This window comes from Sphingobacterium zeae, assembly GCF_030818895.1.
Taxonomy (GTDB): Bacteria; Bacteroidota; Bacteroidia; order Sphingobacteriales; family Sphingobacteriaceae; genus Sphingobacterium; species Sphingobacterium zeae.
In genome coordinates this window covers 3,471,386-3,487,383 of the sequence record NZ_JAUTBA010000001.1, presented here as the reverse complement: position 1 = coordinate 3,487,383, position 15,998 = coordinate 3,471,386, and the positions used below count along the sequence as shown (strand labels likewise).

The 15,998-nt window shown below is 38.0% G+C and carries 16 protein-coding genes; 13 read left to right on the top strand and 3 right to left on the bottom strand.

Translation table 11 applies throughout. The features are described 5' to 3' along the window. Positions 1 to 34 precede the first annotated feature (34 nt). The 4 genes from QE382_RS14725 (at position 35) to QE382_RS14710 (ending at position 5,110) form a co-directional block, all read left to right on the top strand. On the top strand, positions 35 to 916 hold the full coding sequence (locus QE382_RS14725) for a hypothetical protein (RefSeq protein ID WP_307186571.1): 882 nt from the start codon (positions 35 to 37) through the stop codon (positions 914 to 916). A 3-nt stretch (positions 917 to 919) separates the two neighbouring features. Continuing rightward, positions 920 to 1,843, top strand: coding sequence for an alpha/beta hydrolase (locus tag QE382_RS14720; RefSeq protein WP_307186570.1), 924 nt, complete (start codon positions 920 to 922; stop codon positions 1,841 to 1,843). Positions 1,844 to 1,981: 138 nt separating this feature from the next. Continuing rightward, positions 1,982 to 4,306 carry a TonB-dependent receptor gene (locus QE382_RS14715; RefSeq protein ID WP_307186569.1) on the top strand — a complete coding sequence of 775 codons (2,325 nt, stop codon included), beginning with the start codon at positions 1,982 to 1,984 and terminating at the stop codon, positions 4,304 to 4,306. A 6-nt stretch (positions 4,307 to 4,312) separates the two neighbouring features. Next, positions 4,313 to 5,110 (top strand): DUF4249 family protein, encoded by a 798-nt coding sequence (locus QE382_RS14710; RefSeq protein WP_307186568.1) that lies wholly within the window; start codon positions 4,313 to 4,315, stop codon positions 5,108 to 5,110. Here the strand turns inward: QE382_RS14710 and QE382_RS14705 are convergent. Beyond that, positions 5,107 to 5,718 (bottom strand): polysaccharide deacetylase family protein, encoded by a 612-nt coding sequence (locus QE382_RS14705; protein ID WP_307186567.1) that lies wholly within the window; start codon positions 5,716 to 5,718, stop codon positions 5,107 to 5,109. The genes QE382_RS14710 and QE382_RS14705 overlap by 4 nt on opposite strands. Before the next feature lie 55 nt (positions 5,719 to 5,773). Between QE382_RS14705 and QE382_RS14700 the strand changes: the two genes are divergently transcribed. The 5 genes from QE382_RS14700 (at position 5,774) to ispE (ending at position 10,899) form a co-directional block, all read left to right on the top strand. Continuing rightward, positions 5,774 to 7,138, top strand: coding sequence for a TolC family protein (locus tag QE382_RS14700; protein WP_307186566.1), 1,365 nt, complete (start codon positions 5,774 to 5,776; stop codon positions 7,136 to 7,138). A 22-nt stretch (positions 7,139 to 7,160) separates the two neighbouring features. Next, complete coding sequence (locus QE382_RS14695; RefSeq protein WP_307186565.1) at positions 7,161 to 8,465, top strand: efflux RND transporter periplasmic adaptor subunit; 1,305 nt, start codon at positions 7,161 to 7,163, stop codon at positions 8,463 to 8,465. A 228-nt stretch (positions 8,466 to 8,693) separates the two neighbouring features. Next, positions 8,694 to 9,539 carry a ComEA family DNA-binding protein gene (locus QE382_RS14690; RefSeq protein WP_307186564.1) on the top strand — a complete coding sequence of 282 codons (846 nt, stop codon included), beginning with the start codon at positions 8,694 to 8,696 and terminating at the stop codon, positions 9,537 to 9,539. Beyond that, on the top strand, positions 9,526 to 10,053 hold the full coding sequence (locus QE382_RS14685) for an adenine phosphoribosyltransferase (RefSeq protein WP_307186563.1): 528 nt from the start codon (positions 9,526 to 9,528) through the stop codon (positions 10,051 to 10,053). Before QE382_RS14690 ends, QE382_RS14685 begins: the two co-directional genes overlap by 14 nt. 30 nt (positions 10,054 to 10,083) lie before the next feature. Continuing rightward, complete coding sequence (ispE, locus tag QE382_RS14680; protein WP_307186562.1) at positions 10,084 to 10,899, top strand: 4-(cytidine 5'-diphospho)-2-C-methyl-D-erythritol kinase; 816 nt, start codon at positions 10,084 to 10,086, stop codon at positions 10,897 to 10,899. A 15-nt stretch (positions 10,900 to 10,914) separates the two neighbouring features. Here ispE and QE382_RS14675 read toward each other — a convergent pair whose 3' ends face one another. Next, complete coding sequence (locus QE382_RS14675) at positions 10,915 to 11,760, bottom strand: ATP cone domain-containing protein (protein ID WP_307186561.1); 846 nt, start codon at positions 11,758 to 11,760, stop codon at positions 10,915 to 10,917. Between the two features lie 132 nt (positions 11,761 to 11,892). Here QE382_RS14675 and QE382_RS14670 point away from each other — a divergent pair, with 132 nt between their 5' ends. Further along, the gene (locus QE382_RS14670) at positions 11,893 to 12,189 is read left to right on the top strand and encodes a YgaP family membrane protein (protein ID WP_209579990.1); all 297 of its coding nucleotides are present in this window, start codon (positions 11,893 to 11,895) and stop codon (positions 12,187 to 12,189) included. A 285-nt stretch (positions 12,190 to 12,474) separates the two neighbouring features. Here QE382_RS14670 and ychF read toward each other — a convergent pair whose 3' ends face one another. Then, a complete protein-coding gene (ychF, locus tag QE382_RS14665; RefSeq protein ID WP_307186560.1) occupies positions 12,475 to 13,575 on the bottom strand; it encodes a redox-regulated ATPase YchF in 1,101 nt (366 codons plus the stop codon). A gap of 68 nt (positions 13,576 to 13,643) precedes the next feature. Between ychF and QE382_RS14660 the strand changes: the two genes are divergently transcribed. The 3 genes from QE382_RS14660 (at position 13,644) to hemF (ending at position 15,988) form a co-directional block, all read left to right on the top strand. After that, positions 13,644 to 13,979: a Rieske (2Fe-2S) protein gene (locus QE382_RS14660; protein ID WP_307186559.1), complete on the top strand. Its 336-nt coding sequence runs from the start codon at positions 13,644 to 13,646 to the stop codon at positions 13,977 to 13,979. An 88-nt stretch (positions 13,980 to 14,067) separates the two neighbouring features. Further along, on the top strand, positions 14,068 to 15,072 hold the full coding sequence (locus QE382_RS14655) for an NAD(P)H-dependent glycerol-3-phosphate dehydrogenase (protein ID WP_307186558.1): 1,005 nt from the start codon (positions 14,068 to 14,070) through the stop codon (positions 15,070 to 15,072). Positions 15,073 to 15,091: 19 nt separating this feature from the next. Then, positions 15,092 to 15,988, top strand: coding sequence for an oxygen-dependent coproporphyrinogen oxidase (gene hemF, locus QE382_RS14650; protein ID WP_307186557.1), 897 nt, complete (start codon positions 15,092 to 15,094; stop codon positions 15,986 to 15,988). Positions 15,989 to 15,998 lie beyond the last annotated feature (10 nt).

The following is a 15,998-nucleotide window of genomic DNA, read 5'->3' as shown; positions in this document are numbered from 1 at the left end:
TAAAGTAAATATCAATAAAAACGTATCTTTAAACATGAATATTGCACGAGTGAAAGTATACCTGCTTTTCATTTTTTTTCTGTTAGTTCTGCAGGTCTATAGCCAAAATAGGAAGGATTATTTTAAAACACAAATAGCCCTTGGAGAACTAACCGATCCACAATTGAAAGAAGTGTCGGGTATTACACCGGCCACTGGTCTAGGGAATTTTTGGGTACATAACGATAGTGGCGATGGGGCACATGTTTATTTAATTAATCGTGAAGCACAGCTATTAAAAAAAATAACACTCGAAGGGATGTCTGTGGTTGATTGCGAGGATATTGATCGGGTGAAGATTGGTGACACCTATTTCCTTGTTCTTGCGGATATCGGCAATAATCTCGGAAAAAGAACATGGGTATGTCTTTACGTGTTTCCTGAGCCCCAGGCGGAAGATCCTGAACTTATTCCCAAAAAATCAATTCGTGTAATTTATCTAAAATTTCCCAATCACCAACGCTTGGATGCAGAATCGGTGATGATAGATCCCATAGACAACATGTTGTATGTTATATCTAAACGTGAATTTCGATCGACTGTTTATAGTGCTCCAGTATTTAATAATACTAAACGGCAATATTTTACTTTGGATAAAGTCGTCGAATTACCCTTAACCTTTGCAACAGGAGCGGCTATAGATCCGACAGGGACTCAAGTTCTTGTAAAGAACATTACACATATATTCTACTGGCGGAGGCAAACTAAGGAATCTTGGGAGCAGGTGTTTAAGCGAAGGCCCACTATTTTACCTTATCAGGTGGAGCCACAGGGAGAAGCCATCACATTTGACAGTAAGGGAAGCGGATTTTACACGATAAGTGAACGCCCATTTGGTTTAAAGTCCTATCTTTATTTTTTTGAACAAACGCTATAATTTATGATAAACACTACATTTATTTCGGCAAATTCAGATGATCGATTTCGTATTGGCGATGTTGCTGAAAATCGGTTTACCCGTGAGAATAAGGTCGTTGCAATACTTCTGGCCTCTATTGTTTTCTTTTTTTCGTGTACGTTGTCATATGCGGCCAAAGTGGATACCTTGTCTATTCCCAGTGCCTCAATGAATAAATCGATTAAAACTGTTGTCATTCTTCCTCAAAATTATTCGGAGGAAGTCAGTTATCCAGTGCTTTACTTGTTACATGGATATTCAGGGAATTACAGTAATTGGGTGAAAAACTCCAGCATAAGCACATTAGCCGATTACTATGGATATATGGTGGTATGTCCAGATGGTGGTTATGGAAGCTGGTATTGGGATGCGCAGAACGATAAGAATTATCAGTATGAAACTTTTGTGTCAAAAGAGTTAATTGCATATATGGATCAGCATTATTCTACGGTCAAAAGCCGTAGTGGAAGAGCAATATCGGGATTGAGCATGGGAGGGCATGGGGCTATGTCATTGGCGATTAGGCATCAAGATACATATGGTGCAGCAGGCAGTACAGCCGGCGGAGTAGATTTTAGGCCTTTTCCGTTAAACTGGGAAATTAAAGACCGTATTGGGAATTATGCCGATGTGCCACAAGAATGGGATAATCGTGTTGTTATCAATATGATTCCCAAATTAGTGAATAACAGACTTCGCTTAATAATAGATTGTGGAAAAGAGGATTTCTTCTATGGCGTTAATGTTGCACTCCACGATAAATTGATGTACCACAACATTAATCATACTTTTATTACAAGTGAAGGGGGGCACAATTGGGAATACTGGTCGAGATCAATCGTTTATCAGATGGCTTTTTTTAAGAAGTATTTTGATGAATCTAAAAAAAGTACAAATAAAAAATAATAAATATTTGGCTTAAATGAATAAATTACTATTTTTGTTAAACAGACCTTAACTAACAAATTATAAACTTATTATTAAGCCTTACGAATTGTGAGGCTTTTTTACTATTTTCAGCAAAATTTTTGATTTTACTCGATTATGTTTAGACCTATAAAGGTTGTTTTTTGTTTTTCTTCCCTTGTATTTTGCGTACAGCAGACGTATGGTCAACAGTCTAAATCTATTTCAGGATTTGTAAGGGATAGTATCAGCGGTGAAAATATTATTGGTGCTGTTATAAGAAGTGATACGGAGAAGAAGTCTACAGCTTCAAATAAATATGGTTTCTTTAGTTTCTCTATCCGTGATGAAAACAAACTGCTGGAAGTATCGTCTGTTGGCTATAAGACAAAGGCCATTTCTGTTCAATTTAATAGGGATTCAACGTATATCGTTCAGCTGGTTCCAGAGGACAATCAACTAGCGGAAGTCACAGTGACAGGGAGTAGGCGAAAATCAATTAAAGATTTGACTCCCGGCCTTACTCAGTTCAGTCCAAAAGAGATTGAAAAAGTTCCTGTGCTTTTTGGAGAAAAGGATATTCTAAAAACTATTCAGTTATTTCCAGGAGTGACAAGTGGCGGAGAAGGAAGTAGTAACTTTTATGTGCGGGGCGGCGGCGGTGATCAAAATCTCATTTTGTTGGATGAAGCTCCTGTTTACAACAGTTCCCATTTGTTCGGTTTTTTCTCTACATTTAATTCAGATGCAATAAAAGATGTCAATTTTTATAAGGGAGGTGTTCCTGCGCAATATGGAGGTAAAATATCATCTGTAATGGAAATAACAACCCTAGATGGAAATAATCAGCATTTCAATGTAGAAGGGGGCTTGGGGCTTATCGCTTCGAGACTTAAAGTGGAGGGGCCGATCCAAAAAGGGAAGAGCTCATTTATGATTTCCGGGAGGCGCACGTATGCAGATCTTTTCTTAAAACTTTCAAACGATGAAAATATAAAGAAGAGTGCATTATTTTTTTACGACCTAAATGCAAAATTAAATTATCGAATCAATGATAAAAATACCCTTTACATCTCGGGATATTTTGGCAAGGATGCTATGGCTTATCATGATTTGTTTGATTTCAATTGGGGAAATGCTACCGGAACGATGCGTTGGAACCATGTTTGGAACAATAGATTGTTCAGCAATACGACGTTTATTTTTAGCAAATTTAATTATCAGGTCAAAATTGAAAATGATAACAACTTTAAAATTCGTTCTGACATCTATAATTATAATTTTAAACAAGACTTTCAATACAGTCTTTCAGATCGTCACAATCTGAAATTCGGATTGCAGGGAGCGTTACAAGAGGTTCGACCAGCAAGTATCGAAGCCGGCAAGGACTCGAAAGTTAATTCGCTGCAAATCCAACATCGCAAGGGAGCAGATCTAGCTGTTTATCTAGCAGATGACTGGTCCGTTACCGACCGCTTAAAATTAAATTACGGGCTGCGGGCTTCTGCTTATGCCACTTTGGGGCCAGGAACTTTCTATGCATTCGATAATAATGGAGAGGCTGTAGACTCGACCTACGTAGGTAACAACAAAATAGGAAAAAAGTATTTTTATCTCGAACCTCGTGTATCGCTGAATTACGCTATGAGTAATTTAGCCACACTAAAGGCTTCATTTAATACAAATGTTCAATATCTGCATCAATTGAGTAATACCACGAGCAGTCTACCAACTGATCAATATGTGTTAAGTAACAATACCATTAAGCCGCAGTTATCTAACCAGTATTCGCTTGGCTACTTTCGGAATTTCGCCTCCAACAGATATGAATTCTCTGTGGAAGGTTATTATCGCGAGTTAAAAAATCAGATCGATTATAGAAACGGAGCCGATTTGCAGGCAAATGAATTGTTGGAAGGAGAATTGTTGTTTGGAAAAGGTCGAGCTTACGGAATTGAGTGGTTCCTGAAAAAGAGATTAGGACGATTCAGTGGTTGGCTTAGTTATACTTTGTCGAAAAGTGAAAGACAATTTGAGCAGATCAATGATGGCGAATGGTTTAACGCACGTCAGGACAAAACCCATAATATAGCCCTTGTCGGACAGTATCAACTAAATCCGAAGTGGAACCTTAGTGCTAATTTCGTTTACTATACAGGGGATGCCGTTACCATGCCTGCGGGTAAATATTTTGTTGACGACCGTACAATTTTTTACTACGATAAAAGGAATGGTCAGCGGATGCCTGCATATCATCGTCTCGATTTGGCGGCAACGTATGATATCAAGCGCACAAAGAATAGTTATTCCAGCTTGTCTTTCGGGCTATACAATGCTTATAATAGAAAAAATGCCTATTTGATTGACTTTAGAGAAAAAGAAGGACAATCCAATGTCACGGAGATTTATCGAATAGCATTATTTGGGACTATACCATCGATTACTTGGAACTTTAAATTTTAGCAAAGAATGAAGAAGATATTAGGTGCGGTCGTTGTTGCCCTAGTCACACTATGGGGCTGTGAGGATAAGATCGATCTGCAGGTGCCAGAAAATACCGGTCAGTTGGTTATTACAGCCGACCTGATGGTCTCGGATCAGCAGCATGAAATTAGTATTCAAAAGGTCGTAAGCATCAAAGATTCTCTGTTTTCACCGATAACTGACGCAGAGGTGATCATTACAAATATGCAGAATAATCGCACTTACACCTTTTTGGCGGGGAAAGATGGGGTTTATACCAATAAGAGCTTACGTTTGCAAGAGAAGGTCACATACCAGATGAAGGTACGGACAGCCGATGGAAAGGAAATCGTTGGAACATCAAAGGTGCCAAGTTATGTAGATGTGGATTCTATAGGGCTATCGGAACGGGTTATCTTTACAGACACAATTTACTACCCGACACTTGTATTTATTGATCCACCAGAGAAAGGTAATTATTATAAGTATAAAATGTCGGTGAATAGTGGCAAATTACGTTTTATAGATGTTTTTAGCGATAAATTTAATAATGGACTTGAAGTACAGCACGATATAATAGACCGCGACAGAGATCTAAAAGTTGGTGATCGGATACGTATTCTCCGTCAGTGTATCGATGTAGGGGCCTATAATTACTGGAATAGTTTTCAGATGATTAATCCTGGTGCGGCTTCACCGTCGAATCCTATTTCAAATCTGAGCAATAATGCGCTGGGTTATTTTAGTGTCAGTATTGGCAAGTACTACGAATCCGAGGTCACTTTCGCCCGAGGTAAACCTTAATCTATCCTTGCAAGCTGGTAGTTGTTTTTTAACAAAAACTCTATGGTTTTAGGGAGGGCATATTTGACACGGGGAATGGCTTTGATATTATCATGAAAAATGATAACAGAGCCATTTTTAATATTTGGTAAAACGTTTGCTAGGCATTTCTGCGGACTCAAATTCAGATCGAAGTCGCCAGACATAATATCCCACATAATAACCCTATAGCTTTGATAGAGTTGTCGAAGTTGTGATTTTGTTGCTTTGGCATAAGGAGGACGAAAAAGATCGGTCTGTGTCAGTTCCTGACATTGCGCAACATTCATCAAATATTGTTCATCATTTGTTTCCCACCCTTTAAGATGATTGTAAGTATGATTGCCCACCTGGTGTCCTTCAGCTAAAATTCGTTGAAACAAATGTGGATTTTTTTTAATATTTTCACCAACACAAAAAAATGTTGCCTTTGCCTGATATTTTTTTAGGATATCGAGTATAAAAGGTGTAATTTCAGGAATTGGACCATCATCAAATGTGAGGTAGACTTTTTTATCGTGGCGTGGCATATGCCATATTGATTTGGAATATAGCCATCTTAGGAAGAATGGAGATTTGACAAAATACATAACCGATAAATGAAGCTCAAATCTAAAGAAAAAATGTATGGTTCTACATATGGACATGAAAAGATTTTATTATTCTGCAGTAGTATTTACTGGATTACTTTTAGGAACTAATGACTTGGTTCGCGGGCAACAGGTGGTTGGGGTTGCTGATGCTATTCGTATGACCCTGGAACGCAATGTACAAATAAAACAAGCGGAATTGAATAAAGATTTAGCTGCTCAAGATGTATTTCAGGCAAAGTCTAATTTGTATCCGAACTTAAATGCTGGAATTACACAACGTTTAAATTACGGATTTTTCTTTGATCAAGTTGCAGGTCAACCCATTAATGGAAATCAATGGACGAATTCAGCAGGTGGGTCCATCAGTTCTAGTGTAAATCTCTTCAAAGGTTTTCAACAAGTTAATCAGATTAAGGCGACAAAGTCACAGTTGGAATCCGCTGCAACTCAGGTTGAAAAGATAAAAAATGATCTGGTTCTAAATGTCTTGATTACTTATCTTGATGCAATCACTAATTATGAACTCTTTACCGCTAGTGAAGGCCAACTTAAACTTTCTCAACAGCAATATAAATTGGATTCCATTCAGTTTGCTGTAGGGAATAAAACAATAGCTGACATTGCTAAATCTAAAAATCAAGTAGCAACAGACCAACTAAACGGTGTTAATCTACAAAATTCCTATCAGCTTTCTCTTTTGACTTTGAAGCAATTGATGGAGATGTCACCGGAGACAGAAATCTCGTTGGTTAGGCCAAATGTTGAATTTTCTATCCTAAAGGTCGAAAATAATAATGCAGTTGAAGTATATGAAACAGCATTACGCTATCAACCGGACATCAAGAAAGCGGCATGGGATAAAGATGTTGCTGCTAAACAAATAGAAATTGCAAAAGGGGGATATTATCCATCGTTGGATTTCAACGTAAGTTATGGAACAAACTATTCCTCAGAAGGGATAGACTATTTGACGCGACAAAGGCTATCATTTAATGAGCAATTGGGGCGAAACAAAGCGTTGGGTACGACGTTAAATCTAACAGTTCCAATTTTCAATAATAATCAAAACAAAGTGAATGTTGCTAAAGCAAAGATTGGTTTTAAGCAAGCTGAAGCCAGTGAGCAGTTAGCGAAAAATAATTTGAACAAAGCTGTAAATCAAGCTGTTTTGGATGTTAATTCAGCGAAGCAACGCTACAGTTCGGCAACTGTGGCATTTGAGAGCGCTGAAACAGCATTTAAAGCAACCAAAGAGCGTTATGATATCGGTATGGCGAATTCATTAGAGTTATTTACGTCCCAAACGGAACGAAACAAAGCTGAATTTGATCTTATTCAAGCAAAATATAATGTAATATTCCGATCAAAGATCATCGATTATTACGTAGGAAATCCAATTCAATTCGATAACAATTAACCTATTTGATCCAACAAAAGAAATGGCAAAGAAAAAACGTAGCATAGGAAAAATTATATTGATCGTGATCGTACTGCTGGCGATCCTTGGCTTTATAGGTTTTAAAGTAGGATGGTTTGGTAAAGGAGATATTACTAAAGTCGCAGTCGATGTGGTAAAAGAAATGGATGTCGATGAGTTAGTTTCCGCAAGTGGAAAAATTCAACCCGAAGTGGAGGTGAAGTTAAGTTCCGAAGTGTCAGGCGAGGTGGTTGAACTTAATATAAAAGAAGGTGATTTAGTTAAAAAGGGGCAAGTTCTCTGCCGCATAAAACCCGATATATTGCAGTCTGGCTACGATAGGTCTGTAGCAGCTATGAATTCACAGCGCGCTAACCTAGCAGCGGCACAACAGCAATTAAAACAACAGGAAGAGAACTTTAAGAATGTGGCCGCTACATATAAACGGAATCAGGAACTTTTTGAAAAGCGTGTTATTTCTGCGGCGGAGATGGATAAAAGTTCAGCTGAATATTTCGCTGCACAGGCATCTATTCAGGCGCAGCGGGAAACAGTACGGTCTTCGAAGTTTGGTATTGACCAATCGCAAGCTTCGGTAAAAGAAGCGCAGGACAATCTGAATCGGACGACCATTTATGCGCCATCTGATGGCATCATATCACTTTTATCTATCGAAAAAGGAGAACGTGTGGTGGGTACGGCACAGATGGCAGGTACCGAAATTATGCGCATAGCCAATATGAGTTCGATGGAGGTGAATGTTGATGTAAATGAAAATGACATCAATAATGTAAGGGTAGGCAATCAAGCTGAGATCGAAGTTGATGCGTTTAAGGACAGAAAGTTTAAAGGCGTAGTGACCGAAATAGCTAGTTCATCTAAAAACATAGCAACGACTACCGCTTCTACGTCGTCCACCGACCAAGTGACAAATTTTAATGTAAAGGTTCGCATCAGTGCACAATCTTATCAGGATTTGATGAGAGAGAATGTTGCTTCTCCGTTTAAACCGGGGCTTTCGGCAACTGTTCAGATATTTACAAAACATGCAAAAGGATTGGTCGTTCCCATCCAATCGGTAACTGTACGCTCTGATGACAAGGATTCTACAACTACTAATAAGAAAGTTGAAGAGTATGTATTTGTGTTAAAAGATAAAGCGGTTAAACAGGTTTTGGTGAAAACAGGGATTCAGGATGATAAAAATATCATCGTCATTTCCGGATTAAAAAAAGGAGATGAGGTTGTTTCCAGACCATTTGATGCAATTTCAAAGACTTTAAAGGATGGTAGCCAAGTAGAGAAAGTGGATAAATCAAAATTGTAAATCTCTTTGTAGATAATAATCGTTGAAAAGGGGAGTTTATTAATTTTAATAACCCCCTTTTTATTTTCCTTATAATTTATTAAATTTAAAAAACCCAATTATCAGCGGCTTATGAAGAGGCTATTGACATATTTTAAATTTAATAAAACAGAACAAAATGGGTTTTTCATTATTTTGGTGATTATCGTATTGTTTTTTACAATTTATGCCTTGCTTAAAACCAATACAATGGATACGATTCCAAATCAGGCGAAGTTATTCGAACAATCCTTCCATGACTCTCTTGAGCTATCAAGTTCGACAAAAAAAGAGGTGGAAAATGCAGCCCATTTAACTAATAATGAAAGCGAGTTCTCGGTAAATCCAAATAACATTTTAGATGAAGGAAAACTATTCTATTTCGACCCAAATGGTTTACCACATGCTGATTGGCATAAACTGGGGCTTTCAGATAAACAGATTGCGGTATTGAAAAACTATGAAAATAAAGGAGGACGATTTAAACAAAAGACTGATCTAAAGAAGATCTATTCCATTAATGACCGACTTTACAGACGACTAGAACCCTATATCCGCATCAAAGCAATTCCCGATACAGCAATAACCAAAGAGCAAAGAAGAACGCCTTTGTTGTATGATAAATTCGAAAGAAATACAGCTGAACTTATTGATATAAACTCCTGTGACACTACGGCTTTGATGACTCTCAAAGGGATAGGTTCTGTTCTATCCAAACGCATTTTAAAATATAAAGATGTATTGGGAGGATTCTACCGTATTGAACAGTTAAAAGAAGTTTATGGCGTTCCAGCAGAAACTTACGATCTAATTAAAGATCATATCATTGTATCAAGTTTAGATGGAATCAAAAAAATCAATATTAATAAGGTAGATGCAACTTCATTGGCCAAACATCCGTATCTTAGCGGCAAAGATGCGAAACTGATCATCAATTATCGGGATCAGCATGGAAATTATGTTAATATAGAGGATCTGACAAAAGTAGGAACGCTCTCCGATTTAGCTATTGCCAAGATCGCACCTTATTTAATATTTGAAAATGATTCAAGATAAATTGAAACTGGAAATCCGGGATATAGTGGATTTTCCTAAACCTGGTATTGTATTTAAAGATATCACGCCTTTATTGAAAGATGCGGCATTGTGCAGTGAAATGATTGATTCGATTGTTGATCAATTAAAAGGTGTAGCGATTGATGCGATTGCTGGAATTGAGAGCCGAGGATTTTTATTTGGGTTTTTACTGGCAAACAGATTGGGCTTGCCTTTTATTCCAATTAGAAAGCAAGGCAAATTACCTTTTAAGACAGTATCTGAGTCCTATGCACTGGAATATGGTCAAGCTACAATTGAAATTCATGAAGATGCATTCAAAAAAGGAAGCCGAATATTGGTTCATGACGACCTTTTGGCTACAGGGGGAACAGTAGTTGCAGCTAGTAAGCTTATTGAAAGATTGGGAGGAGAGATTGTCGCTTATAGCTTTATTATCTCTTTAGACTTTTTAAAAGCGAAAGGTAGATTATCCAGGTTTAGTGACAACATCTATTCATTGGTGAGCTATTAATTTTGAAATATAGAATCTAGATAAACTCAAATGATACTTTTTGCAAACGCAAAAATAAATATCGGTCTGCAAGTAATTGCTAAGCGCCCAGATGGCTATCACGAGCTGAATAGTGTTCTTTATCCGCTGCCAATTTACGACATTATCGAATTATCGGAGATTGGCTCGGCGGAAACTATATTAAATATGCAAGGAGAACATATTCCAGGAAATCGTGTTGACAATCTTTGTTTAAGAGCTTTTCTATTGCTAAAAGAGGATCATGATATTCCAAGTGTTTCAATCGATTTGATCAAACAAATTCCAATTGGAGCGGGATTGGGTGGAGGTTCTGCAGATGCATCTTTTGTATTAAAAGGACTTAATGCGCTTTTCCATTTGAATCTTACCAATGAGCAGCTAGAAGGTTATGCGGCAAGACTTGGCGCAGACTGTCCTTTTTTTGTTGCGAATAATCCTGTTTTTGCAACAGGCATCGGTACTGATTTTAAGCCTTTGGATTTGAACCTTGATGCCTACCATATCGCGGTAATCATGCCTAATATCCATATTTCCACTGTTGAAGCCTATTCAGGTGTACAACCTAAAATGTCCGAAATTAAATTGGAAGAAGCAATACGTCTGCCTATTCAGGAATGGAAGTTTCACATTCGAAATGATTTTGAGGATGGTATATTTGAGCGTTACCCATTGTTGAAAGAAATTAAAGAAGCCTTATATCAAAAAGGTGCAGTGTACGCTTCCATGTCTGGATCAGGAGCGGCTATTTATGGTATATTTTGGAAAAAGACGGATTTAACCGAACTTGAGAAATATGGCAAGATCTACCATCCTACCAAGCTGTAGAAAAAATAATAACTACTAATACTCTTCTTCCACTTCGTAGTTCAAGAGTTCATGAGCTTCATTTAAAACCTCTTCTCTGCGATTTTTTGCGAGATTTAAGAGGTCAAGTTTTTCCGGATTGTTGACAAGGTCCTTTACCAAAATTAGCTGGTTTTTGAGTAGTTGCTGCTCTTCTGCGTCAGAAAGTGTTGTTAGGCATGTAATCGGATAGAAGACAGCTTTGTCTACTCTTTTTTTGATGCTATTGTCTTTCGGATAATCCCAAGATAGCAAGTTAATTTGATAGTACTCGGCAAAATCAATCGAATCGGAGGTAAAGTACGCATTGGTGATCAGCCACCCTTCATGAAACTGCAGCTGTTTTCCAAAGAACTGATAATTGATATTGCTGATATCTTTAAATCTTGACAGGTAATACATCGGAGTTGTCACCGAAATTCTAGCGTCAATATCATTGCGAAACTTGCATTCTGCAGTAATCAATTTTCCATCTTTATATGCCACAACATCCAATTCATGGGAAACAGCATGCCCCTGCACGGTTTGTCCGGTCGTGCTTTCGTAGCCCATTGACTGTAAAAGATGTGCAATGTATTTTTCAAAATAAAAACCCTCTGGTCCAAGATCTCGAAGTGCCTTCTTTAAACTATAGCGAGCTGCATAGGATGCTCGAACAGTTTTCAGCGTGTCAAATGCAAGCTGATAGAGCTCTCTAGTTGAAATTCCATCATATATTTCGTTGAGAACCTTATTGTAAACTTGATTGACCTGATCCATATCGGCACCAGAACGAGTCAGTGATTTGCGTAAAGCTTCACCGTTGAAAGGTACTATTTCACCTGAATATTTTTTGATTTGCATGTATTTCAAATTGTTAAATACGAATATAAGAGTTGTTATTGGAGAAACAACATAAAATCTATATGCTATTCTTAAACTTTTTTGGACTGTGATTTGTTTATATAATAAACAGATTTAAAAACATAGAGAATTATGAGTAACCTACTAACATTTGCATTTGACAAGATCAAGACGAAGATAGAAGACGATTGCATCGAAGAGAATATTGGTACCTCTGAACGGGTTTTATCGGTGATTGCCGGAGGCTTTATATTAGGTATGGGTGTCAAAAAATTAATTAAGTCGCCATTGACAGGATTTTCTGGATTAACACTTGGTGGCGCTTTGATTTACCGAGGAGTAACTGGTCATTGCGATGTGAAAAAAGTTTTGGAAGACAAAGACATAAAAAAAGTTGAGGTAATCGAACATCGCTATTTTGTAAAATAACCATCATATGGTGAAGCTCACTCAAAGGAAGCTCTTAAGATACGCATGCTAGAATTTTAGGGTGATGCACGTTCGCCAGGTAAGCCGGTATTATAATTATAGTGCTATGGGCCATAAATTCGGCCGTATGGGGTATAGTGATCAATGAGACGCTCGCCGACGTACTCTCATTAATTGGAAATGTAGTGTAAACTAATTATTTTAAAAAGACGTGGGCGGTAAAAACAAAAATAGGCGGTGAATTATTTACCGCCTATTTTTTTAATGTCTCTAAAATGCATAGACTTACACGTTGAAGCGGAAGTGCATTATATCACCATCTTGGACAATATATGTTTTTCCTTCTACAGATAATTTTCCAGCTTCCTTCACGGCACTCTCTGATCCGAGTGTGACGAAATCGTCGTATTTTATTACCTCAGCCCGGATAAATCCCTTTTCGAAATCAGTATGGATAACGCCTGCAGCTTGAGGAGCTGTAAAGCCATTTTCGATCGTCCAAGCACGAACCTCCTGTACGCCAGCTGTAAAATACGTCGCTAAATTTAAGAGAGAATACGCTGCACGGATCAATTTATGCACACCAGATTCTTCCAAACCTAGATCGTCCAAGAACATCTTTCGCTCTTCATAGCTTTCCAGTTGGGCAATTTCCGATTCGATCTGCGCCGAAATCACCAATACTTCGGCTTTTTCGTCTTTAACAGCTTCTTTAACCCGTTCTACATAAGCATTTCCTGTATTGACTGATCCTTCGTCCACGTTGCATACATAAAGTACTGGCTTGGCTGTCAACAGCGCTAGATCCTGTATAAACTCAAAATCTTCCGTGTCGATCGCTGCCGTACGTGCAGATCTTCCGGCTTCGAGATGATCTTTCACAATTGATAAAATATCAAACGTTCTTTTTGCATCCTTATCCCCACCTGTTTTAGCCATTTTCTCAACCTTTTGAATACGTTTTACAACCGTATCCAAATCCTTGAGTTGTAATTCAGTGTCGATGATTTCTTTATCTCTGATAGGGTCTACAGAGCCATCGACGTGAATAACATTACCATCGTCAAAACATCTTAAAACATGTATAATCGCATTGGTCGTACGAATGTTTCCTAGGAACTGATTGCCTAATCCTTCACCTTTTGATGCTCCTTTAACAAGACCGGCGATATCGACGATTTCTATTGTATTTGGAACAATTCGTTGTGGGTTGACTAATTCAGCTAATTTATTAAGACGGGCATCCGGTACGGTAATAACCCCAACATTTGGTTCAATTGTACAAAATGGAAAGTTTGCTGCCTGCGCTTTCGCGTTCGACAAACAGTTAAATAATGTTGATTTACCGACGTTTGGTAAACCCACGATACCGCATTGTAAAGCCATATATAGTGCAAATTTTTGAAATTCCACAAAGATAGAAAATTCACCGTAATTTTTAGCTATCTTGTCACATGGTTCATTGGTACAAAATTGAACACGCCGAAATTCTAAAAAATAATGGTGTCAGCGAGCATAAATTCGGTCGGAAAATTATCTGTATTACTTGGTTCGAAAATCAAATCTATGCTTTCTCTCGAAAATGCCCACATGCTGGCGCTATGTTGAAAAATGGCTGGTGTGAGCGAGGAAAAATAATCTGTCCTTTTCATCGCCATGAATTCGACCTCACAACGGGAAAGGGCAATCCGGAACAATATAATTTTATACATATATATCCTATAAAAATGGAGGATGACGAGTATTTTGTAGGGTTGGAGATTGGTTTTTGGCAAGGTTTATTTACGTAGAAAGTAACTAAAATATCATATCTCGCCGCGTGAATCATATATCTAGCCAGTAAATAAGTATATTTGCTTCCGAAAACAAATTAAAGACATGCAGGGGAAAAAGATTGGTATAATTGGTAGCGGAAGCTGGGCTACAGCTATGATCAAGATGCTATGCGAAAATGACCAAGATAAACATATTTTTTGGTGGGTAAGAAAAGAGGAGGATGCAGAATATATTCAGAAGTTTAAGCACAATCCTACGTATTTGAGCAGCGTATCAGTTGACCTTAACATTACTACGATTGATACTGATGCAAAAAACGTGATTGCGAATTCAGATATAGTGATTTTGAATACTCCCGCTGCTTATTTGAAAGAGGCCTTAGCGAATGTCACGAAAGAAGATTTCAGTGATAAAATTGTTGTTTCGGCTATCAAAGGGATCATTCCTAAAGATAATTTGATCATCGGTGAGTTTTTGGAACAGCGCTATTCGGTTAATATAGATCAGATCTGTGTGGTAGGAGGTCCCTGCCATGCCGAGGAGGTGGCCTTAGGTAAATTGTCTTATTTAACTTTCGGATGCAAAAATTTAGATAGTGCGGCTTTGGTCGCTTCGTTTTTATCCTCACGTGTTATCAAAACCATTTTGTCTGTCGATGTACTTGGAATAGAGTTTGGAGCAGTACTAAAAAATATTTATGCTTTGGCTGGCGGTATTTGTCATGGATTAGGTTATGGAGATAATTTTCAGGCTGTATTGGTGTCCAATGCAATCCGGGAGATGCGACGATTTGTGGGCAAAGTGGATGGAGATACCTCTCGTGACGTAAATACGTCAGCCTACTTGGGAGATCTTTTAGTGACAGCTTATTCTCAGTTCAGCAGAAATAGGACTTTTGGGAATATGATCGGAAAAGGGTATAGCGTACAGTCTGCTCAATTAGAAATGAATATGGTAGCTGAAGGGTACTATGCTTCTGCTTGTATTCAGGAATACGCTAAAAAATATGATGTTGAACTGCCCATATGTGATGCTGTACATCAAATTTTATATGAGCATCTTCCTTCGTCTAAAATTATTCAAGCTTTGAGCGAAAAATTAACATAAAAATTTTGTAAGAAAATAGATGATAAAAAAAGAAGCAATTGCTTTAGCTTATAAAGAAATTCAGGATGAAATATGCCAGACGCTGGAAAAATTAGATGGTTCGGCGAGTTTTGAAGAGGAATTGTGGGAGAGAGAAGGCGGCGGGGGCGGTCGTACTAGAATTATTCAAAATGGTCGTATCTTAGAAAAAGGCGGAGTTAATTTTTCTGCTGTCTATGGGAAGTTGCCTGAAACGCTTAAAAAATCGTTCGGAGTAGATGAAGATGATTTTTTTGCTACAGGTGTTTCGATTGTGATTCATCCCAATAACCCTCTGGTGCCGATTATACACATGAATATTCGCTATTTTGAGTTAAACGATCAGATTCGCTGGTTCGGTGGAGGAATAGACCTGACACCGCACTATGTTGATGAGACAGATGCCCGTTATTTCCATCAACAACTAAAGGCGGTATGCGATAAGCACGATAGCACATTTTACGGTAAATTTAAGAAATGGGCCGACGACTATTTCTATATTCGTCATCGGCAAGAAACGCGCGGCGTGGGGGGGATATTTTATGACAAGTTAAATAGTGAAAATACAGGGCTTAGTATGGATGAGATTTTTGCTTTTTCATGCGATCTAGGCCGCACTTTTGCTCCGACGTACACAACACTAGTTGAAAAGAACCGGCATAAAACGTTTACCGAACAACAAAAAAATTGGCAGCTAATACGTCGCGGTCGTTATGTCGAATTTAATCTTGTATGGGACTCGGGTACTAAATTCGGGTTGGAAACGAATGGACGTATAGAATCGATATTGATGAGTTTACCGGCCCAAGCCAATTGGGCATATGATTATCATCCTGAAGCCGGCTCTGAAGAAGCCAAGACCTTATCATTATTACGAAAAGGTATTAACTGGATTTAAAAACGCCGAA